This is a genomic window from Rhodococcus jostii RHA1 (assembly GCF_000014565.1).
Taxonomy (GTDB): Bacteria; Actinomycetota; Actinomycetes; order Mycobacteriales; family Mycobacteriaceae; genus Rhodococcus_F; species Rhodococcus_F jostii_A.
Genome location: NC_008268.1, coordinates 1,650,052 through 1,671,100 on the forward strand (window position 1 = coordinate 1,650,052; position 21,049 = coordinate 1,671,100).

Annotated in this window: 23 protein-coding genes; 15 read left to right on the forward strand and 8 right to left on the reverse strand. The window is 67.6% G+C overall.

Going from position 1 to position 21,049, the window contains the following annotated elements; genetic code table 11:
* The first annotated feature begins 30 nt into the window (after positions 1–30).
* From RHA1_RS07605 to RHA1_RS07630, 6 genes are all read left to right on the forward strand, one after another.
* Positions 31–846: a shikimate 5-dehydrogenase gene (locus RHA1_RS07605; RefSeq protein WP_011594529.1), complete on the forward strand. Its 816-nt coding sequence runs from the start codon at positions 31–33 to the stop codon at positions 844–846.
* Between the two features lies 1 nt (position 847).
* Complete coding sequence (locus RHA1_RS07610) at positions 848–1,315, forward strand: DUF6328 family protein (protein WP_011594530.1); 468 nt, start codon at positions 848–850, stop codon at positions 1,313–1,315.
* A gap of 197 nt (positions 1,316–1,512) precedes the next feature.
* Positions 1,513–2,022, forward strand: coding sequence for a 2-oxo-4-hydroxy-4-carboxy-5-ureidoimidazoline decarboxylase (gene uraD, locus RHA1_RS07615; protein ID WP_011594531.1), 510 nt, complete (start codon positions 1,513–1,515; stop codon positions 2,020–2,022).
* Entirely contained in the window at positions 2,019–2,363 is a 345-nt protein-coding gene (gene uraH / locus RHA1_RS07620; protein ID WP_009474252.1) for a hydroxyisourate hydrolase, read from the forward strand. The genes uraD and uraH overlap by 4 nt, the downstream gene beginning before the upstream one ends.
* Before the next feature lie 2 nt (positions 2,364–2,365).
* Positions 2,366–3,259 (forward strand): factor-independent urate hydroxylase, encoded by an 894-nt coding sequence (gene pucL, locus RHA1_RS07625; protein ID WP_011594532.1) that lies wholly within the window; start codon positions 2,366–2,368, stop codon positions 3,257–3,259.
* A 10-nt stretch (positions 3,260–3,269) separates the two neighbouring features.
* Entirely contained in the window at positions 3,270–4,703 is a 1,434-nt protein-coding gene (locus RHA1_RS07630; protein WP_011594533.1) for a nucleobase:cation symporter-2 family protein, read from the forward strand.
* Between the two features lie 46 nt (positions 4,704–4,749).
* Here the strand turns inward: RHA1_RS07630 and RHA1_RS07635 are convergent, their stop codons facing one another.
* The 3 genes from RHA1_RS07635 to RHA1_RS07645 all read right to left on the reverse strand — a co-directional run bounded on the left by RHA1_RS07635 (position 4,750) and on the right by RHA1_RS07645 (position 7,807).
* Positions 4,750–6,003: a cation:proton antiporter gene (locus RHA1_RS07635; protein ID WP_009474254.1), complete on the reverse strand. Its 1,254-nt coding sequence runs from the start codon at positions 6,001–6,003 to the stop codon at positions 4,750–4,752.
* 96 nt (positions 6,004–6,099) lie between these two features.
* Positions 6,100–6,609: an O-acetyl-ADP-ribose deacetylase gene (locus RHA1_RS07640; RefSeq protein ID WP_011594534.1), complete on the reverse strand. Its 510-nt coding sequence runs from the start codon at positions 6,607–6,609 to the stop codon at positions 6,100–6,102.
* 7 nt (positions 6,610–6,616) lie between these two features.
* Positions 6,617–7,807 carry a benzoate/H(+) symporter BenE family transporter gene (locus tag RHA1_RS07645; protein ID WP_085990442.1) on the reverse strand — a complete coding sequence of 397 codons (1,191 nt, stop codon included), beginning with the start codon at positions 7,805–7,807 and terminating at the stop codon, positions 6,617–6,619.
* Positions 7,808–7,865: 58 nt separating this feature from the next.
* Between RHA1_RS07645 and RHA1_RS07650 the strand changes: the two genes are divergently transcribed.
* Positions 7,866–8,327 (forward strand): acyl-CoA thioesterase, encoded by a 462-nt coding sequence (locus RHA1_RS07650; RefSeq protein ID WP_009474257.1) that lies wholly within the window; start codon positions 7,866–7,868, stop codon positions 8,325–8,327.
* A 22-nt stretch (positions 8,328–8,349) separates the two neighbouring features.
* Here the strand turns inward: RHA1_RS07650 and RHA1_RS07655 are convergent, their stop codons facing one another.
* Positions 8,350–9,378 carry a phosphotransferase family protein gene (locus RHA1_RS07655; protein ID WP_037197187.1) on the reverse strand — a complete coding sequence of 343 codons (1,029 nt, stop codon included), beginning with the start codon at positions 9,376–9,378 and terminating at the stop codon, positions 8,350–8,352.
* Between the two features lie 115 nt (positions 9,379–9,493).
* Here RHA1_RS07655 and RHA1_RS07660 point away from each other — a divergent pair, with 115 nt between their 5' ends.
* The 5 genes from RHA1_RS07660 (at position 9,494) to RHA1_RS07680 (ending at position 14,677) form a co-directional block, all read left to right on the forward strand.
* The gene (locus RHA1_RS07660; RefSeq protein ID WP_009474259.1) at positions 9,494–9,862 is read left to right on the forward strand and encodes a DoxX family protein; all 369 of its coding nucleotides are present in this window, start codon (positions 9,494–9,496) and stop codon (positions 9,860–9,862) included.
* Positions 9,863–10,105: 243 nt separating this feature from the next.
* Positions 10,106–11,203, forward strand: a complete 1,098-nt coding sequence (gene pdhA, locus RHA1_RS07665; RefSeq protein ID WP_011594536.1) for a pyruvate dehydrogenase (acetyl-transferring) E1 component subunit alpha — start codon at positions 10,106–10,108, stop codon at positions 11,201–11,203.
* On the forward strand, positions 11,200–12,183 hold the full coding sequence (locus RHA1_RS07670) for an alpha-ketoacid dehydrogenase subunit beta (RefSeq protein ID WP_009474261.1): 984 nt from the start codon (positions 11,200–11,202) through the stop codon (positions 12,181–12,183). The genes pdhA and RHA1_RS07670 overlap by 4 nt, the downstream gene beginning before the upstream one ends.
* A gap of 30 nt (positions 12,184–12,213) precedes the next feature.
* On the forward strand, positions 12,214–13,467 hold the full coding sequence (locus RHA1_RS07675; RefSeq protein ID WP_009474262.1) for a dihydrolipoamide acetyltransferase family protein: 1,254 nt from the start codon (positions 12,214–12,216) through the stop codon (positions 13,465–13,467).
* Between the two features lie 61 nt (positions 13,468–13,528).
* Complete coding sequence (locus RHA1_RS07680) at positions 13,529–14,677, forward strand: MFS transporter (protein ID WP_037197185.1); 1,149 nt, start codon at positions 13,529–13,531, stop codon at positions 14,675–14,677.
* Between the two features lie 4 nt (positions 14,678–14,681).
* Here the strand turns inward: RHA1_RS07680 and RHA1_RS07685 are convergent, their stop codons facing one another.
* Positions 14,682–16,457 carry a multicopper oxidase family protein gene (locus RHA1_RS07685; protein ID WP_050787466.1) on the reverse strand — a complete coding sequence of 592 codons (1,776 nt, stop codon included), beginning with the start codon at positions 16,455–16,457 and terminating at the stop codon, positions 14,682–14,684.
* Between the two features lie 184 nt (positions 16,458–16,641).
* Here RHA1_RS07685 and RHA1_RS44495 point away from each other — a divergent pair, with 184 nt between their 5' ends.
* Positions 16,642–17,274, forward strand: a complete 633-nt coding sequence (locus RHA1_RS44495; RefSeq protein ID WP_009474265.1) for a hypothetical protein — start codon at positions 16,642–16,644, stop codon at positions 17,272–17,274.
* A 67-nt stretch (positions 17,275–17,341) separates the two neighbouring features.
* Here the strand turns inward: RHA1_RS44495 and RHA1_RS07690 are convergent, their stop codons facing one another.
* The 3 genes from RHA1_RS07690 to RHA1_RS07700 are packed head-to-tail and all read right to left on the reverse strand — an operon-like array spanning position 17,342 to position 20,208.
* The gene (locus RHA1_RS07690) at positions 17,342–18,766 is read right to left on the reverse strand and encodes an NAD(P)(+) transhydrogenase (Re/Si-specific) subunit beta (protein WP_011594539.1); all 1,425 of its coding nucleotides are present in this window, start codon (positions 18,764–18,766) and stop codon (positions 17,342–17,344) included.
* Positions 18,766–19,095: an NAD(P) transhydrogenase subunit alpha part 2 gene (locus tag RHA1_RS07695; RefSeq protein WP_011594540.1), complete on the reverse strand. Its 330-nt coding sequence runs from the start codon at positions 19,093–19,095 to the stop codon at positions 18,766–18,768. Before RHA1_RS07695 ends, RHA1_RS07690 begins: the two co-directional genes overlap by 1 nt.
* On the reverse strand, positions 19,096–20,208 hold the full coding sequence (locus RHA1_RS07700; RefSeq protein ID WP_011594541.1) for a Re/Si-specific NAD(P)(+) transhydrogenase subunit alpha: 1,113 nt from the start codon (positions 20,206–20,208) through the stop codon (positions 19,096–19,098).
* 269 nt (positions 20,209–20,477) lie between these two features.
* Between RHA1_RS07700 and RHA1_RS07705 the strand changes: the two genes are divergently transcribed.
* Entirely contained in the window at positions 20,478–20,879 is a 402-nt protein-coding gene (locus tag RHA1_RS07705; protein WP_009474269.1) for a DUF488 domain-containing protein, read from the forward strand.
* Positions 20,876–21,040, forward strand: a complete 165-nt coding sequence (locus RHA1_RS50385) for a hypothetical protein (protein WP_016883049.1) — start codon at positions 20,876–20,878, stop codon at positions 21,038–21,040. Before RHA1_RS07705 ends, RHA1_RS50385 begins: the two co-directional genes overlap by 4 nt.
* Positions 21,041–21,049: the final 9 nt, after the last annotated feature.

The window sequence follows — 21,049 nt, forward strand, 5'->3', positions numbered from 1 at the left end:
GGATGGGAGCCCACTACTAGTATTTGCCGGATGAACCAGCTCGACAAAGACACTCTTCTCTGCATCTCACTCTCCGGCCGACCGAGCAACATCGGCACCCGGTTTCACAATTATCTGTACGGCGAGCTGGGCCTCAATTTCGTCTACAAAGCGTTCACCACCAACGACCTCCAGGCTGCGGTCGGCGGCATCCGCGCGCTGGGCATTCGCGGCGCCGGCGTCTCCATGCCGTTCAAGGAGCAGATCATCGAGTACGTCGACGTGATGCACGAATCGGCGTCGGTCATCGAGTCCGTCAACACGGTGGTCAACGAGAACGGAGTGTTGCACGCCTACAACACCGACTATCAGGCCATCGCGAACCTGTTGCGCGACAACGCGTTGCCGCACTCGCTGTCCGTCGCGGTGGCCGGGAGCGGCGGAATGGCCAAAGCTGTGGTCGCCGCCGTGCGCGACTACGGCTTCACCGACGTCACCGTGGTCGCCCGCAACGAGACCACGGGCGGTGCCGTCGCGAAGCAGTACGGATTCGACTGGCAACCCGAACTCGGCGCGGCACGGCCGGGGCTCCTGATCAATGCCACCCCCGTCGGCATGGCGGGCGGTCCCGAAGCGGACGATCTGGCGTTCGAACTCGATGCGATCGATGCGGCGGAGGCCGTGTTCGATGTGGTTGCCATGCCCGCCGCGACGCCGCTGATCCGGGCCGCGGCCGAACGTCACAAGACCGTCATCACCGGCGCCGAGGTGATTGCACTGCAAGCGGCGGAGCAGTTCGTGCTCTACACCGGTGTCCGCCCGTCCCCCGAAGAGATCCGCAGGGCCTCCGAGTACTCACGGTCGTGAGGTGAGCACCGAGGAGACACCCGCGCAACGGCTCGCACGCAACTTCAGCGAGCTGCTGCAGGAACTCCGTGTCGCGCAGGCAGGCGTGCAGATCCTGTTCGCCTTCCTCCTCGCGGTCGCCTTCACCGAGGCGTACGAGGAGCAGTCGTCCGGCCTTCGCATGCTCCATCTCGTCACGGTGCTCCTGGCAACGGTGTCCTCGGCGCTGCTCATCGCCCCGGCGGTCTGGCACCGGGTGCTGTTCCGTCAGGGCTGCCGGGTCGACATCCTGCGCAAGGCCAACCTGTTCGCACTGTGGGGTGTCGGATTTCTCGCCGCAGCCATGACCGGCACCGTGCTCCTGATTGCCGAAGTGGCAGTGGGCGGTCCGGTCGCGATCGTGATCGGGGTGGCGGCCGCGCTGATGTTCGCGACGCTGTGGTTCGCGTTTCCCCGCCTTCTCGCTCACGATCCCGGCGGCGAGGACTAGAACCCCACATTTCGGCGCGATCGCGCTCGCGCACTGTTGTGCTACAACGGCTTTCGCCGGTTCTGATTCCGGCACGCCGCGGACCGCACTCGCATCCGAATCTGGATCAATTCAATTTTGGGTCTTGACATGAATTGTGACCCCTGTCACGCTTCTCTATACGGAATCATTATTTCGCATTGCGGAAGAAGGGTCGCATGGATCTCGATGCAGGACTCCAACGATTCAACGAGGCTTCACAGTCCGAGGCAACGGAACTGGCGCGGATCTGCCTGGATATTCCCCGGTGGGCAGACGAACTCGTGTCCGCCCGGCCGTACACCGATCGTGCCTCACTCCTCACCGCGGCCAGGACGGGCGCCGGCCCGCTCTCCGCGGGGGAGATCGAGCAAGCCCTCGCGCACCATCCCCGAATCGGTGAACCCCCGGGAGGCGACGACGCCCAGGCGCACCTGGCACGCTCGGAACAGTCGAATGTCGATTCGTCCGACGCAGCGGCGCAGAAACGGCTCATCGACGGCAACCGCGCCTACGAGGACAAGTTCGGCCGGGTCTTCCTCGTCCGCGCCGCCGGCCGCAGCACGTCCGACATCCTCACCGCACTCGACCGCCGGCTCCTCAACGACGAGGACAGCGAATTAGCCGTTGTCGCAGAGGAACTGCGCGACATCGCCGCACGTCGGCTCGCCGGGATGCTGGACGCATGAGCGAGATCAGCCAGGTCACCACCCACGTGCTGGACGCGGCCGAAGGCATGCCCGCGCGGGAGGTGCCGGTCACGCTGACGGTCCAGCGACAGTCCGACTGGATCACCGTGGCCGAGGCCGTCACCGACGACGACGGACGCGTCACAACCCTGGGCCCCGCCCGACTCGAGCCGGGCACCTACCGGATCGTCTTCGACACCGGACGCTATTTCGCAGTGAAGGGACGTCCGGCGTTCTACCCCGACATCACCATCACGTTCGCGCTGACCGACAGCGAACAGCACTACCACGTACCAGTGCTTCTCAGCCCGTTCGCATACTCGACCTACCGAGGGAGCTAATCATGAGCAAGATCGTGCTCGGCCAGAACCAGTACGGCAAGGCAGAAGTCCGGTTGGTCAAGATCACCCGGGACACGAAGCGACACGAGATCGAAGACGTCACCGTGACGTCGCAACTGCGCGGCGACCTCGACGCGGTGCACACCGAAGGCGACAACGCGCACGTCGTGGCCACGGACACCCAGAAGAACACGGTGTACGCGTTCGCCCGCGACGGCGTCGGCTCGATCGAGACGTTCGCCATGCGGCTCGGACAGCACTTCACAGGGGAATTCGAGTGGATCACCGGCGGCCGGTGGGAGATCGAGCAGTACTCGTGGGCGCGGATCCCGGTCGACGGCGAGGGCCACGACCATTCCTTCGTCCGATCGAGCGACGAACGGCGAAACACCGTGGTCACCATGGACGGCGATCGGACGTGGATCGTGTCCGGTCTCAGCAACATGGTGGTGTTGAAGTCGACGGGCTCGGAGTTCCGGGGCTACCCGAAGGACAAGTACACCACGCTGCAGGAGACGTCCGACCGGATCCTCGCCACGTCGGTGAGCGCCCGGTGGCGTTACCTCACCACCGACGTCGACTTCGACAAGACCTTCGAGAACGTGCGGGCAATCATGCTGGAGGCCTTCGCCACGACGCATTCGCTCGCGCTGCAGCAGTCCCTGTTCCAGATGGGTTCGGCGGTACTCGAGGCGCACCCCGAGATCGCCGAGGTGAAGTTCTCGATGCCGAACAAACACCACTTCCTCGTCGACCTGGAACCGTTCGGACTCGACAACCCCGGCGAGGTGTTCTTCGCGGCCGACCGCCCCTACGGGTTGATCGAGGCGACCGTCGAGCGCGAGGACGCTCCCGACGCCGGCCGCGCCTGGGATTCCGTTCCCGGATTCTGCTAGGAGCGCGGCGATGAAGCGGATCGGACACCGGGTTGCCGGAACTCCCGGACCCGAGGACGAGCGTTTGCCGCTCGGAAAGTCGTACGTCTACGGGTTGCAGCACATCCTGACGATGTACGGCGGCGTGATCGCGCCTCCCCTGATCGTCGGCGGCGCCGCCGGGCTGACCGGCGTCGAGATCGGCCTGCTCGTGTCGGCGGCATTGTTCGTCAGCGGTGCGGCCACACTGCTGCAGACCCTCGGCGTTCCGTATTTCGGGGCAAAACTTCCCCTGGTGCAGGGCATTTCCTTTGCCTCGGTGTCCACGATGGTGGCAGTGGCCAGCGGTCCGGGTGGACTGCGCTCGGTGTTCGGAGCAATCATGGTCGCCGGCGCGATCGGACTGTTGATCAGCCCGTTCTTCTGCAGGATCGTGCGCTACTTCCCGCCCGTCGTCACCGGATCGATCATCACGGTCATCGGCATCTCCCTCCTTCCGGTCGCGGTGCGCTGGGCGATGGGCGGCAACGCCAAGGCGCCGGACTGGGGTTCGATGTCCAATATCGGGCTCGCCGGATTCAGCCTGTTCGTCGTGCTGCTGGTGAGCCGGCTGGTACAGGGAACCCTGTCGCGGCTGTCGATCCTGATCGGCATCGTCGTGGGAACCCTGTTCGCCGCGCTGATCGGCAAGGCCGACTTCGGTGCCGTCGGGAAGGGCGCGATCTTCGAACTGCCGCAGGTGTTCTCGTTCGGCACTCCGCTGTTCCAGATCGGCGCGATCATCTCGATGACCGTGGTGATCCTCGTGATCATGACCGAGACGACGGCGGACATCCTGGCGGTCGGCGAAATCGTGGGAACGAGGGTCGATGCCCGCCGGGTCGGCGACGGTCTCCGCGCCGACATGCTCGCCACCACCGTGGCACCGGTGTTCGGCACGTTCCCGGCCAGCGCGTTCGCTCAGAACGTCGGGCTGGTCGCGATCACGGGGATCAAGAGCAGATACGTTGTCGCGGCCGGAGGTTCGGTTCTGTTCGCTCTCGGGCTGTTCCCCGTCCTGGGGCGACTGGTGGCGTCCGTGCCACTGCCGGTCCTCGGCGGTGCGGGGATCGTCCTCTTCGGTTCGGTGGCCGCGAGCGGAATCCGGACACTGTCCAAGGTGTCGTACGACGGCAACCTCAACCTGGTCATCGTCGCGGTGGCCCTCGGATTCGGGGTCATTCCGATCGCCGTGCCCGAGTTCTACTCGGCCTTCCCGGAGTGGGTCCACATCGTCTTCGACTCGGGCATCAGCGCGGCCAGCATCGTCGCGGTGCTGCTGAACATCCTGTTCAACGAGGTCAAGGCCGGCAACCGGCCCACACCCTCGGTGGTCTCGGCGGCGCCGCCCGTCCTCGTCCACCCAGCCGAGGACTCGGAGCACCCGGCAGACACGGCGCGCACCTCCGCCGTGCGCAATGAGTAGACAGCCGGAACAGGCCACCCCCCGGTCGAGCGGTGCGGTCGCGACGCTACCGGTCCGCGACTGCACCGCCCTCCCGGCGAAGATCGAGCAGGCGCATCACCCGTGTCGCACTCACCCCGTGGACGAGGACGGAGAGGACGACGGTGAAGGCCACCGTCGACCACAACCATTTCTCGTCGTCCACGCCGGCTTCCGCAGCGGCGTAGGCGAGATAGTAGATCGACCCGATTCCGCGAACCCCGAAGAAGGCGGTGACCCGGCGCTCGGGACCGGACATCTCCTCGCAGCCCAGCAGTGAAAGCCATCCCACCACCGGCCGGATGACGAACACGAGGGCTGCCGCGACGAGAACCCCGCCCCACGTCAGTCCGGTCAGCAGACCGGAGGTGAGTGCCACCCCCAGCAGGAGCAGGACGGCGAGGGTGAGCACGTGTTCGAGTTGCTCGATCAGGCTGTGCATCTCGGCGTGGTAGTCGTGGGCCCGCTCCGTCCGACGGATCGCGACGGCGCAGGCGAAGACGGCGAGAAAGCCGTATCCCCCGGCCAGTTCGGTGAGTCCGTACACGGCGAACGTGGCGGCGAGCGCGAAGATGGGTTCGCTGCGTTCGGCGAGGCGCATGTGGGTGATCGGGAAGCGGAAGACCGCGCGGCCGAACAGATCACCGGCAATCCACCCCAGAGCCGCGCCGATGACGACCTTGCCGATCAGCTCCCAGGCCACCCACTGCACGATCCACTGCTCGATCGGCCCCTTGCCGATCATGAACAGTGCCAGATACACGAACGGGAAGGCGAGAGCGTCGTTGAGCCCGGCCTCCGAGGTGAGCGCGAACCGGACCTCGTCGTCCTCCCGATGGGACTCGCCGCCCGAGGTGGGACCTTCGACCTGCACGTCGGACGCCAGAACCGGGTCGGTGGGCGCGAGGACCGCCCCGAGCAGGATCGCGACGGCGGGAGTCAGTGCCGCCACCCACCAGCCGAGCAGCGCGACAGCGGCGATTCCGAGAGGCATCGCGATCAGCAGCAGACGCCACGTCGAATTCCACGTCCGCCAGCCCAGAGGCCTGTCGATCGCCAGTCCCACACCCATCAGGGCGACGATGACGCAGGTTTCACTCAGGTGCTCCGTCACGGCCGGATGCAGTGCCGGCGACAATGTGTCCGTGCCCGACTCGCCGAGCAGCAGGCCGCCGCCCGCCCCGACCGCCAGGACGATCAGCGGCGCCGAGACGGCACGGTCCTGGAACAGGCGCGGAACGGTGGCGGCCAGCAGAAGAGCCAGTCCTGCCGTGAGATACACGAAATCGGTGTTCAGTGCGGTCCACCGCCTCCGCGTGGGGAAGATCCAGTCCGGTCGCCTCCGGTTACCCCCGTGCGCGGATCCGAACCAGCGCCGTCACCCCACCTCACCCCGCAGCAGGGACGCCATCCGTGCGTCGAACGCCACGAACAGCACCCGGGGAATTCCGGCGTCCGACTCACGGACGGCACCGACCGCCTGCCGGACGGCGTCGTCCGCGGGCCAGCCGTACACCCCGGACGAGATCAGCGGGAACGCAACGGACTGTGCGCCGAGATCGGAGGCCACCGCCAGGCTGCTGGTGTAGGCGCTGCGCAGGGTGGCCGACCGATCGTCCGACGCGGAGTACACGGGGCCGACCGTGTGGATCACCCATCGAGCCGGCAACCGGCCCGCCGTCGTCGCGACGGCCTGCCCCGCCGGGAGTCCGTCCTGCAGTGTGGTGGCCCGCAGATGCCTGCATTCGGCCAGGATCTCAGGGCCACCGGCCCGGTGGATGGCGCCGTCCACGCCGCCACCCCCGAGCAGTCCGGAGTTGGCGGCGTTGACGATGGCGTCGACCTCGACCGTCGTGATGTCACCCTGCACTACCTCGATGGTGGTCATCACCCCATTATCGCCGCGAGCTCACCGCGACCCGGACGATCAGTCCGGCGACCAGCGCCCAGAACGCGGACCCGATGCCGAGGATGCTCACCCCCGACGCGGCGATCAGGAAGGTGACGACGGCGCCTTCCCGTTCGCGGACGTCGTCGAGGGCGGAGGCCAGTGCCCCGCCGAGGGTGCCGAGGAGCGCGAGACCGGCGACCGCCTCCACGACGCCCTCGGGTGCCGCGGCGATGAGCGTGGCCACCGCGGCGGAACAGGCGGCGAGCACCAGGTAGGCCCAGCCTGCCGTGAAGGCCGCAACCCAGCGCTTTTTAGGATCGGGGTGTGCGGACGGCGCGGCGGCGAGGGCGGCGCTGATGGCGGCGAGGTTGATGGCGTGTCCGCCCGCGGGTGCGCCCACCAGGGTCCCGACTCCGGTCACCAGCATGGCCGGCCGCCACGGCACCCGGTAGCCGAACGAATTCATGACGGCGGTCCCGGGGATGTTCTGGGATGCCATCGTCACGATGTACAGCGGGATCGCGATCCCGATCATCGCCTGCCACGTCCAGGCCGGTGCGGTGACGTCGAGTCTCGGCAGGAGCGCGCTGGTGTCGAGTCCGTCGCTGCCGGAGGCGAGACCGACCGCGATCACCACTGCGGCAGCCGCGAACGCGGCCGGCACCGCCCACCTCGGCGAGTACCGCTGCAGAACCAGCCACACGAGAACCACGGGCGCGACGGCCAGCGGAGCGTCACGCAGCGCCAGCACCGGCGCCAGGCACAGCGGCAGCAGCACCCCCGCGAGCATCGCCTGCGCCAACGCCGAGGGGATGGCCGCGATGAGCCGTCCCAGCCGCGGCCACAGCCCGGTGAGGATCACCGCCGCCCCCACGACGACGAACGCCCCGACCGCAGCCGGCCAGCCGCCGCTCACCGTCCCCGCACCGGCGAGGAGAGCGGCGCCCGGCGTCGACCACGCCAGCGTGATCGGCATGCGGTAGTGCCGCGACATCCACAGCATGCCCAGCGCCTGCGTCACACACAACGCCAGCAGTCCCGACGCGGCCTGGGCGGAGTTCGCTCCCACCGCCGTCAATCCCGTGAGGACGACCGCGAACGAACTGGTGAAGCCCACCAGGGCGGTGACGATTCCGGCGCTGATCGGCTGGGCGGCGGAATCGGGTGAACGCACATCGCTGTCGGGCACAGACATAGGACGCGATTCTGCCCGACGCGTGGTCCGGGGGATCCGTGGCATTAGGGTCGGCACGGTGAAACACGACGACGCCCCCGCGCTGCCGACCGCCGCCGACTTCCCCGCCCTGTGGCCGGTGCCGACCCGTTGGGAAGACAACGACCACTACGGGCACGTCAACAACGTCACGTACTACTCGTACTTCGACACGGCCGTCAACGGCTGGCTGATCGCGACGACGGGCACCGACATCCGCGATCTGCCCGCCATCGGCGTGGTCGCCGAGACGTCCTGCAAGTACGTCAGCGAGTTGACGTTTCCGGACCGTCTGCAGGTGGGGTTGTCCGTCGAGAAGCTGGGCACCCGGAGCATCGTGTATGCGCTCGCGATCTTCCGCGAGAACGACGACGCACTCGAACTCGCGGCTCTCGGCCGTTTCGTGCACGTGTATGTGGACGCGAAGACCCGGAGACCGGTGCCGATTCCCGACGAAATCCGAAGCGCTGCAACCCTTCTGGTGGTGCCGGACGCCGTCTGAACGTCCGGCACGACCAGGCGGTTCAGCGCAGTCCCTCGGCCTCCGCCGTGGCGACCGCCCGGGCGATGATGCCGTCGATCAGCGCGACCGTGGGCGCACCGGTCTCGGCCTTGTTCCGGGGGTCGTCGATCACCCGGCGCAGGACGCCCTCGGCGATGATCGCCAGCTTCCACAACGCCAGCACGTGCCAGTACCCGACATGCGTGACATCGCGTTTCGTGTGGTGGACGTAGGCCTCCACGAGGTCGGCCCGGGTGGGGAATCCCTCCAGGGTGGAGGCCGGGAACGGTCCGGCGTCCTCGTCGCCCGCTTCGGGCCAGTAGGCCAGCAATGCGCCGACGTCGGCGAGGGGGTCGCCCAGCGTGCACAGTTCCCAGTCGACCACCGCGACCACCTCACCTTCCTCGGGCGAGGTGATGACGTTGCTGAGGTGAAAATCACCGTGCACCAACGACAGTTCGGTCTGCTCCGGCATGTTGCGCTCGAGGATGCCCGCCAGGTCCTCGATTGCCGGGACCTCGCGGGTACGGGACTTCTCCCACTGATCCGTCCAGCGCTTCAACTGCCTTGCCGCGTACGGCTTGTGACTGGCCAGATCCTCCAGCCCGGCATCTCCGAGATCGACCGCATGAATCTTCGCGAGAGCCTTCGGCATCGCCAGTCCGACGGCATTCCGCTGTTCGGGTGTCAGCTTTTTCGCCACGCCGACACTGTCGATCACCACCCCCGCGACATAGCTCATCAGCACGAGCGGCGCGTCCGTGACCTCCGGATCGTCGGTGAGCCCGAGGATCTTCGGCACCGGAACGTCGGATCCCTGCAGAGAGGACAGAATCCGATGTTCGCGGACCACGTCGTGCGCCGACGCGAGCAGATGTCCGAGCGGTGGCCGCCGCAGCACCCACCGACCACCACCCGCATCGCTGACCGCGTACGTGAGATTCGACTGACCGTTCCCGATCCTCTCGAAGCTCAGCGGCGCGATCGCTCCCACGCCGAGTCCGGCAATCCACGCAGAAACGGCATCTTCGTTCAGCCCCACAGCATTCACGCGCTCGATGCTAACCGCTCGGAAGCCCGATGCGGAGGGAACCGGTCCGCACCGCAGGTCGCGGCCCTAGGGTGGCAACAGTGAGGCCGATTCGGCCGGAACTGGAGGGACCGACGTGGAAGTTTTCCTCATCGTGTGCGGCGTGCTCCTCGCCGTGAGTGCCGTCGCCGTGAGCATTCCCAAGCTGAGGCTGAAGGGAACCGCGTGGACGGGGTTGCAATCCCGGGGCCTGAGCGGACAGCAGGTGCGGCTGATCGGCGTGGCGGAACTCGCCGGGGGTGTCGGCGTTCTCGTCGGCCTCTACTGGACTCCACTGGGAGTGATCGCGGCGGTGGCGCTGCTGATCCTCCTCTTGTGCGCAATCGCCTTCCACGTCCGGCACGGCGACTACGGCAACCCCGATACCCGGGCCGTCGCGATGCCCGCGGTGTACCTCGCGGTGCTGGCCGTCCTCGCCTCGATCGGGTTCGTGTTCGCGGGGTGATCCGGGGTTCTCCGACCCTTGCGGCAACAACCTGGCGTCGGCTGTGTCCGAATTGGTCATTAGACGCAGCATGACACCTCGGCGCCCCCTCAAACTGGGCATTCTGCCCGGAGCCGGCGGTGCCACTTGCGCACTTCGCATTCTCGTGGATGCTGTGAAGTAGGACACACCCTTGCCCTACTGCAGTACCCGTCTCCTACGAACCCACAAGGTTCACGGACTCGACAACGCGAGGTGACCCCGATGGTCGACAAGATTGCCTATCCGGTCCAGCTCATCCAGCCGGACGGCCGACGGGTCTTCAGACCCGACTACACGAGCCTGGTCCGCGACATCGGACCCGACCAACTGCGCGGCCTCTACGAGGACCTCGTGGTCGCGCGTCGGATGGATGTCGAAGCCGTCGCCCTGCAACGCCAGGGCGAACTGGGACTCTGGGCCCCCATGCTCGGGCAGGAAGCCGCACAGGTCGGCTCCGCCCGCGCCCTCCGATCCGACGACTACGCGTTCATCAGTTACCGCGAACACGCCGTCGCCTACTGCCGGGGCGTGGACCCGGGGGTGATGACCCGCATGTGGCGGGGATGCGCCCATTCCGCGTGGGATCCGAGTTCCGTGAACGTGACGAATCCCGCGATCGTCGTCGGCTCCCAGGGGCTGCACGCCACCGGGTACGCCATGGGCGCCCATCTGGACGGCGCGGAGATCGCGACGATCGCCTATTTCGGCGACGGCGCCACCAGTCAGGGCGACCTCGCCGAGGCCCTCGGCTTCTCGATGAGCTTCAACGCGCCGGTCGTATTCTTCTGCCAGAACAACCAGTTCGCGATCAGCGAACCGGTCCACCTGCAGAGTCCCGTCCCCATCGCGCAGCGCGCCGCCGGTTACGGCATGCCCGCCCTCCGAGTGGACGGCAACGACGTTCTCGCGGTCCTCGCGGTCACCCGCCAGGCCACTCAGCGGGCGCGCGAAGGCAGTGGGCCGACGTTCATCGAGGCCGTCACGTACCGGATGGGCCCCCACACCACATCGGACGATCCCACCCGGTATCGGGCGGCAGCCGAGACCGAGGTCTGGAAGGCCCGCGACCCGATCAACCGGATGAGGCGCCTCCTCGACCGGGAGGGCCTGCTCGACGACACGTTCCTCGCCGGGGTGCAGGCCGCCGCCGACGACGTCGCGGCGCGACTGCGGTCCGGGACCATCGGTGCTCCCGATCCGGAGCCGCTCGACTTGTTCGAGCACGTGTATTCCGCCGACCACCCACTCATCGACGAGGAACGCGAGCAGTACGCCGCGTACCTCGCGGGCTTCGCAGGCATCGAGGAGGCACTGTCATGACCACCACCACACTGTCGCTCGGCGCCGCACTCAACGCAGGCCTCCGGCGCGCCCTCGAACACGACCGCAAGGTCGTGATCATGGGTGAGGACGTCGGACGCCTCGGCGGGGTCTTCCGCGTCACCGACACCCTGCAGAAGGATTTCGGCGACAACCGGGTCATCGACACCCCACTCGCCGAATCCGGAATCATCGGCGCCGCGTTCGGCATGGCCCTGCGCGGTTACCGGCCCGTCTGCGAGATCCAGTTCGACGGCTTCGTCTACCCCGCGTTCGACCAGATCGTGTCCCAGGTGGCCAAGATTCACTACCGCACGCAGGGCCGGGTCACCGCGCCCCTCACGATCCGGATCCCGTACGGCGGCGGCATCGGCGCGGTCGAGCACCATTCGGAGTCACCGGAGGCGTACTTCGCACACACCGCCGGACTGCGCGTCGTCACACCCAGCAACCCGGCGGACGCGTTCCACATGATTCAGCAGTCCGTCGCGGCGGACGATCCGGTGGTGTTCTTCGAACCGAAGCGGCGGTACTGGGACAAGGCCGAGTTCGACGTGGACGCCGAACCGGACCTGCCACTGCACCGGGCCCGGGTGGCCAGAGAGGGTACGGACGCCACCATCGTCGCGTACGGCTCCGTCGTGCCGACGGCCCTGTCGGCCGCGTCCATCGCCGCCGACGAGGGGCACTCGCTCGAGGTGATAGACCTGCGCTCCCTCTCGCCGATCGACTTCGACACCATCGAGGAGTCGGTTCGCAAGACCGGAAGACTCGTCGTCGCGCACGAGGCGTCGACGTTCCTCGGCCTGGGCGCGGAGATCGCCGCGCGCATCTCCGAGCGGTGCTTCTACCAACTGGACGCGCCCGTCTTGAGGGTCGGCGGATTCGACGTTCCGTATCCCCCGGCGAAGCTGGAACTGCACCATCTGCCGGACGCCGACCGCCTGCTCGACGCGGTCGACCGCAGCCTCGCGGCCTGATCGCACTCATCGGAGGAGAGGAGCCGTCCGTTGGCGCAGGAATTCCGCCTACCCGATCTCGGTGAGGGGCTGACGGAGGCCGAGCTGGTCTCCTGGGCCGTCGAGGTGGGCCAGACGATCGAACTCAATCAGGTGATCGGAGAAGTCGAGACAGCGAAGGCGCTCGTCGAGTTGCCTTCGCCGTACGCGGGTGTCGTAGAGGAACTGCTGGTTCCGGCGGGCGCGACGGTGCCGGTCGGGACGCCGATCATCCGGGTTGCGACGAATGCGGCCACCGAGGAACCTCCCGCGCGCACGCCCGTTCTGGTGGGGTACGGGCCCGAGGCCGCCGCCGAGAGCAAACGGGCTCGGCGGAGGCTGGTGACCGCTCCGGAGACCGGCACGTCCGGTCCGGACCGTCGGCGCCCCGACGCGTCGCCGGCGGCCCGGGCGACCGCCCGTGAACTCGGGGTCGACCTCGCCGTCGTCGCGGGGACGGGGCCGTCCGGCGCCGTCACCCGGAACGACGTCGAATCCCACGCGGGTTCGGCCGGGCAGTCCGTGCCGTCGACACCGGAGCCGCCGGAACCGTCGGAGCAGTCGGAGCGCGAGACCCGCACGCCGATCCGCAGCGTCCGGAAGCAGACCGCGGCGGCAATGGTCCGCAGCGCGTTCACCGCCCCGCACGTCACCGAATTCGTGACCGTCGACGTGACCCGGTCGGTGGAACTGCTCGAACGACTGCGAGGCCTCCCCGACTTCGAGGGACTGTCGGTGACACCGCTGAGCCTGGTCGCGAAGGCGATGATCGTCGCGCTGCGCGAGAACCCGAGTCTCAACGCCTCGTGGGACGAGGAGAACCAGGAGATCGTCACCAAGCACTACGTCAATCTCGGTATCGCCGCGGCCACGCCCCGCGGTCTGGTGGTCCCGAACATCAAGGAGGCGCAGTCGCTGAGCCTGCTCGAACTGTGCCGCGCGATCACCGAACTGACTGCTACCGCGCGCAGCGGCAGAGCCGAACCCGCGCAGCTGACCGGCGGCACGGTGTCGATCACCAACGTCGGAGTGTTCGGTGTCGACGCGGGGACGCCGATTCTCAACCCCGGCGAATCGGCCATCCTCTGCCTGGGCAGCGTCACCAGGCGACCGTGGGTGCACGAGGACGAACTCGCGGTGCGGTGGGTCACCACCCTGAGCGTGTCGTTCGATCACCGGGTGGTCGACGGCGAGCAGGGGTCGAGGTTCCTGTCGTCCGTGGCGGCGATGCTGCACGATCCCGCCTCACTGCTCGCGCACCTCTGATCCTCGGTACGTTTGGTCGGTGAGCACTTCCCGAGCGTCCGCGGTCGACACGCGCGAACCAGTGGCCGAGCCGCTCCGCCGGGCGCGCGCGGGAACGTTCGGGATCTTCGGGATCAACGGATTCCTGCTCGGCATGTGGGTCGTGCACATTCCGGCGATCGAGGACCGGATCGGCATCAGCCACTCGACGCTGGGTTCGCTGCTGCTCCTGCTCGCGGTCGGCGCGATCGGCGGCATGCAGGTCAGCGGTCCACTGGCCGACCGGTTCGGCAGCAGGCGCATGGTGATCATCGCCGGACTCGCACTGTCGGCCGCCACCGTGGGCCCGGGGCTGGCGTCCGCGGCCTGGCAACTCGGTCTCGCCCTGCTCGTGTTCGGCTTCGCGAACGGCGCACTGGACGTGTCGATGAACTCGCAGGCCGTCGAAGTCGAGCAGCGGTACGGACGGCCGATCATGTCGGCGTTCCACGCCCTGTTCTCCGTGGGCGGGGTGGCAGGATCGCTGCTCGGGGCGGCGACGCTCGCAGCCGGGTGGGCACCCGTGACGGCGTTGCTGGTCGCCGCAGGTGTCGGGGTCGTCACCGTCGCCGCGGGCTCGCGGTGGCTGATGGCGGACCGTCCCCGCTCTCGGCACGACACCGCTCCCGCCGACAAGGCACAGGGCCGGCTGTCCACCCGGGTCCTCGCGCTCGGTGGCATCGCCTTCGTCCTCATGCTGTCGGAGGGTGTCGCGAACGACTGGAGCACCCTGCAGGTCAAGGAACACCTCGGAACGTCGGATTCCGTCGCCGCCCTCGCGTTCGGTGCCTTCTCCGTGATGATGACGGTGGGCCGGTTCACCGCGGACCGTGTGAGCGGAGCGCTCGGTCCCGTCGCCGTCGTCCGCTACGGCACCCTGATCGCGGCCCTCGGAATGCTGCTCGTCGTCGTCTCCGGGCTGCTCCCGCTCACCGTCCTGGGCTGGGCGTTGTTCGGCCTCGGGTTGTCGGGCTGTGTCCCGCAGATCTTCACCGCCGCGGGAAACCTCGGCGCGGGTTCCGCGGGCACCAACATGTCCCGGGTGGTGGGGCTGGGGTACGTCGGATTCCTCGCCGGCCCGGCCACCATCGGCTGGATCACTCAGGTGGTTCCGCTCACCGTCGCGATGGTGGTGCCCCTGGTCTGTGTGCTGGTGGCCGCCATGTTCGCGGGGGCGGTCCGGCGCACCTGACCTTTCAGGCCGGCGTGCGGTACCTGAGCATCATTTCGTGATCCTCGTGATCGAGGATGTGACAGTGCCAGACGTAGCCCTGCAGCGATCTCGGACCACCGGTGGGTCCGTGTCCGTGGGCGTCGTGTGATTCGTTCCCGAACACCGCGTCGGGGTCGAAGCCCAGCCCCTCCGCCGTGGGAAACCGCACGACGATTCTGGTGACGGAATTGGCGTTCGCCAGCACCGTGTCCTTGAATCCCCGCTCCCACGGTTCCGCCGGAAGGAGCGGAGAGATCGTGAACGCGTCCGCCGACGGAGTCCACCGGATGCCGAGCGGCGGCTGCGGGGTGGCGAACGCGAATCGCAGAGTCTCGATGACCTGACGCCCCAGCACCCGGAAGTTCGCGAGATGCAGATGCACGGGATGCGGATCATTGGTCGCGTTGATGATGTTCCACTGCTCTACAGTGCCCTGGCGCGGCAACTCGATGTCCTCGGTCGAATACCGGAGATTGTTCAGGGACATGATCGACGGCGGAAGCCGCACGTCGCTCGGCTGGCTGAGCGTGACGTTCCGGAAGACCTCGGGCCGCGGGATCGGCGGCAGCAATTCCGGCTGCGCTGGTCCTCCGCGCAGTGTCGCCGGGGGCGCGCCGGCGAATCCGCGGGCAGTGCCCACCCGGAAACGGCAGAACCTCGGCATCGTGCGTTCGCCGATCAGTGCGGCCTGGAACGGCGGCGGCTCGTCGTTGCAGAGTTCCACCGTCGATCCCGATTCGAGAGTTCCGAAGTCGACGAGGACGTCGACACGCTCGGCTGGGCTCAACCGCACCCGCGTCACCGCGACCGGGGCGTTCAGCAGCCCGTTGTCGCCGCCGATCACCCAGAACCGCATCCGGTTGCCGAAGTACAGATTCCACACACTCAGCGAGCCCGCGTTGACGAGTCGCATTCGATACAACCCCCGGGCCACGTCAAGTTCCGGCCACACCTTGCCGTTCACGACCCCGACGTCGCCGACCGCGCCCCCTTCCCAGCTCCCTCGCGGGACGGCGGGCGTCGAGCGGATCCGTTGCCTGCCCTCGGCGGTGAACATCTTCTCCTGCAGCACGAGGGGAACCTCGAACTCCCCCGCCGGCAGACGCAGCGGATTGTCGGCGCGCCCGGTGTCGAAGTCGTCCCGCAGCAGGTACAGCCCGACGAGGCCCGCATAGATGTTGAGTCTGGTCACCCCCATGGCGTGGTCGTGGTACCACAGTCCGGCCGCGTCCTGCCGGTTCGGAAGATGGTGCAGGTACTCCTGACCCGGCCGGAACACCTGCTCGGGGTGCCCGTCGAACTGCGGCGGATTCACCCCGCCGTGCAGATGCGTCGCCGTGGGCACCTGCGTGCGGTCCCGTTCGCTCAGCCCGTGCAGCGACGTATCGAAATCGAACGCGAACGGGTGGACGGTGATGCTGTTCCGGAAGGCGATCGTCGTCGGCTGATCGATGTGCGCCTCGATCGTCGCGCCGAGATAGTCCGCTCCGCTGTATGCCAACGCCGGCGAGGGCGGCAGATCGGCGTGGAACTGGTGGAGTGTGCTGCTCGCGTGGACGTCGACGGTCGTCCCGGACATCGTCGGCAGGATCGGGAGCCGATCACGAAAGGGTTCGAGCGGGGGCGAGGAGAACATCAGGGGTCGCAGCGGATCGATGTCGAAGGGGAAGGCGCTCGCCGACCCGGCCGACACCGCGCCCAGCCCACCGCCGAGCGCCACCGCACGCAGGAACGATCGGCGCGAGATCCGTCCACTCATATCGGTCACATCGGGTGTGTTCACGCGGAAAGACGATTCGAGATCGGTCGGCGACGACGTTACTCCGCCGGGTGCGGCACCCACCCGCGATCGGGACACACACTCGCCGCACGAACAGGGCCGTTCACCGACCTCACAGCGGCCTCTCATCGATCGTTCAGCGTCGGTTGGCACACTGTGTGTCGTGACCGAATCGACTAGCAGGCTGCGTCGCAGTCTTCGTCGCCTCGCCTTCGCCGCGGCGGGTGTGGCGGCACTGTGCGCGCTGTACCTCATCCGCCCCGAATCGTCGGGTCTCGTCCTCCCGGAGGCACTCCGACCCGTCGCCGATCCTGTAATCCAGGCGATCGACATCACCACGGTGCTCGCAGCGACCGTCGTACTCGCCATCGTCGCGGCGATGCGAAAACTTTCGTACGGCATGGGTGCGGTACTGCTGCTGTGTATCGGCGCGAATCTCACCAGCGCCGCAGTCCGGGCATGGGAATCGGATGCACCGTCGGTGCTCCTGCCGAGCGGGCACGTCGTCGCCGTCACCGCGCTGTACGGTTCTGCGCTGCTGGTATCGGCGCCGCGGTTCCGGCCCGTCATCGCGGGACTGGGTTTCGCCGTCGTCCTCGGTGTCGCGGGGGCAGCCGCGCTCGTCGAACCGATCGGCATCTTCGGCCTTGCGGCCGGTCTGATCATCCTGGCGATCTGGTGGGCGCTGGCGTCCACCCTGATGCTGTACTCCCCCGTGGCCGCCGAGCGTGAAGAGCGACGGCCCGACACCGCGGCCATCGCCTTCTCCCGGCACCGCGGCAGTCTGCGCCTCTGAGGCGCTTCGCGCCCGTGCGTGGTCAGCGAGTCTCTGCACTCGTCAACCACGCACGGGCCCGGAGGGCCTACAGGGCCTTGAGTTCCTCGGTGACCTCGGAGACCGACTTCTTCGCATCCCCGAACAGCATGGAGGTGGTGTCGGCGAAGAACAGCGGGTTGTCGATGCCGGCGAACCCGGAATTCATCGACCGTTTGAGCACGATCACCGACTTCGACTGATCCACGTTCAGGATGGGCATCCCGTGGATCGGCGAGGACGGATCGTTGCGGGCGGCGGGGTTGGTGACATCGTTCGCACCGATCACCAGGGTGACATCGGTGCGGGCGAACTCGTCGTTGATGTCGTCCATTTCCTTCATCGCGTCGTACTCGACGTCGGCCTCGGCCAGCAGCACGTTCATGTGCCCGGGCATCCGGCCGGCGACCGGATGAATGGCGTACTTGACCTCGACACCCTTCGACTCGAGCATCTTGGCCATGTCCTTGACCGCGTGCTGGGCCTGCGCGACGGCCAACCCGTAGCCGGGGACCACGATCACCTGGTTGGCGTACGCCATCTGGATCGCCGCATCCGCCGCCGAGGTCGACTTCGCCGTCTTGACGGTGCCGTCCCCGACCGCCGCCGCGACGCCGCCGCCACCGAACCCGCCGGCCACGATCGCCGGGATGGACCGGTTCATCGCCTTCGCCATCAGGTTGGTCAGGATCGAACCCGACGCACCGACGATCATGCCGGCCACGATCATCGCCTGATTATTGAGCGCGAGACCGGCGGCCGCCGCGGACAGACCGGTCAGCGCATTGAGCAGCGAGATCACCACGGGCATGTCGGCGCCGCCGATCGGCAGCACCACCATCAACCCGAGCACCGCCGCCAGCACCAGCACACCCACGATCCACCACTGCGACGTGGGGCCGGTCGGCTCGATCGCCTTGACCCCGATCGCCACCGCCAACGCGACGGCACCGATCAGCAGCACCGCATTGAGCGGCTGCTGCAACCGGCCGATGCCGATCGGCCGGCCCGGCAACGTTTCCTGCAGCTTGAGGAACGCGATCACCGAACCCCAGAACGAGATCGATCCAATGATCGCCGCGAACAGCGACGCGATGACGATGTGCACCGTCGGCGACTCACCGTGCTGGAACGCGGTGAACCCGTCCGAGTCCAGGAACTCGGCGTACGCGATCAGCGCGACCGTGCCACCACCCACACCGTTGAACAGGGCCACCAGCTGCGGCATCGCGGTCATCTTCGTCCGCAACGCCGGCGGCACACCCAACACCACACCGATCACCAGACCGGCGACGATCAGCACCCAGTTGGAGGTGTCCCGGATCGCGATCAACGTCGCGACCACCGCCACACCCATACCGACCGCGGCGATCTGGTTACCGCGGACCGCGGTCTTCGGGCCGGTCAGACCCATCAGACCGTAAATGAACATCGCGAACGCCACGATGTACAAAACGTTGACCAAATACTCCATTACCGGTCCCCACCCTTCTCAACAACAACAACAGGGGCGGTGGGCTTGGACTTGAACATCGCCAACATCCGGTCGGTGACCACGAAACCACCGACCACGTTGATCGTTCCGAAGACCAGGGCCACGAACAGGATCACCTGCAGCCCCCACGGCGGGTTGTCGACCTTGCCGAGCACCACCAGCGCGCCGAGGACGACGATGCCGTGGATGGCGTTCGTGCCCGACATCAGCGGGGTGTGCAACGTGTTCGGGACCTTGGAGATCACCGCGAACCCCACGAACCCGGACAACACCAGGATCGCGATGTTCGCCAACAATTCGGTGTACATCTAGGACACACCCTCCTCACGGGTGACGCAGGACGCGGCGAGGACCTCGTCCGAGAAATCGGGGGCCAGCGCCCCGTCGACGAGCATCAACTCGAGCAGCGCGGAGATGTTCTTCGAGTACAGCTCCGAGGCGTGCTCGGGCATGCTGGCGGGCAGGTTCAGCGGCGAGCAGATCGTCACCCCGTGCTTGACCACGGTCTGACCGGGCTCGGTGAGCTCGCAGTTACCGCCGGTCTCCCCGGCCAGGTCGACCACCACGGATCCGGGCTTCATGCCCTCCACCGCGGCGGCGGTCACCAACCGCGGCGCCGGACGGCCCGGCACCAGGGCGGTGGTGATGACCACGTCGAAGCCCTTGATCGCGTCCTCGAGCGCCTGCTGCTGCTGCGCCCGCTCCGCCTCGGTCAGCTCGCGGGCGTACCCGCCCTCACCGGCGGCGTCGATCCCCAGATCCAGCCACTGCGCACCGACCGAGCGGACCTGGTCGGCGACCTCCGGGCGCACGTCGTAGCCGGTGGCCCGGCCACCGAGACGCTTCGCCGTGGCCAGGGCCTGCAGGCCGGCGACACCGACCCCGAGCACCAGCACCGTGGCGGGCTTGACGGTGCCCGCGGCGGTGGTGAGCATCGGGAAGAACCGGGTCGACTCCGACGCCGCGAGCAGCACCGACTTGTACCCGGACACGTTCGCCTGCGACGACAACGCGTCCATCACCTGGGCACGGGAAATCCGCGGGATCGCCTCGACCGCGAACGCCTGCACCCCGGCCGCCTTCAGCGCGGCGACCTGATTGTCCTGGTTACGGGGGGCGAGGAACCCGATCAGGGTCTGCCCGGCATGCAACCGGCCCACCTCCTCGTCCGACGGCGGCGCGACCTTCACGATCACGTCCGCCGCCCATGGATCGGCGATGGCGGCTCCTGCCAATTTGTACGACTCGTCCGGGATCAGCGCGCCCAAACCGGCACCCGACTCGACCACCACGTCGACGCCCTTGGCGATCAACGACGCCACGACTTTGGGCACCAACGCGACCCGACGCTCACCGTCGTTCGACTCCCGAACGACGCCGACCGTCGGGCGCGCAGTGGACGCGCTCTGCGATGTATCCATGTATCGACTTCCTGCGGTAGATGGTGTGTGTGCCGCGACGAGCGGCGATCAACCGATGATGAGCGGAAATATTTCCCCCGACTCGACTGAGTTAGCTGATAGTAGCCAGAGAACGCGTGACGTAGGGAACAGAGAAGTCTGTGGGTAGGCGTCTGAATCGAGTCCGAACAGTCGTTCTCACAGATCTTTCTGCTCGTTTGTGAACCCGGTCACAGGGTGTTTGGTCGTAGTCTGACGGTAGACAGCCGCACGGAAGCGGAGGTTCGGCCATGAGCACACCGAAGGAACGGAACGCGGAGGACGTCACCGCGGATCCGCCGGTCGTCGTCGAGCGGGTGTACGACCATCCGACCGAGGGCGACGGACTGCGGCTGTTCGTGGACCGGCTGTGGCCGCGGGGCCTCCGCAGGGACGCGTTCCATTTCGACGACTGGGCCAAGGACCTCGCTCCGTCGACGGAGTTGCGTCACTGGTACTCGCACGACGTCGCCGCGTTCAGCGAGTTCCGCGAGCGGTACGTCCACGAACTCGATTCGCCGACCGGCCGGAAGGCCGTCGCGCGGGTGCAGGAACTCGCGCAGGGGCGGCCGATCGTTCTCCTGACCGCGACGAAGGACGTCAGCCACAGTCACGCCGAGGTACTTGCCGAATACATGCTGGATCGGTTGTGACCGCCTACCGCGACGACGCCGCGCCCGTCACCGAGCCGGACGACGACCTCGGCGGCGACCCCGTCTGCTGGCTCGACCGCGTGTGCCCCGACTGCGGGTTGTTCCTCACCGATCACACCGCGGGCACCTGCCCGCGCTGCGGGGCGGCGCGCGGCAGGTGACGTGCGGGA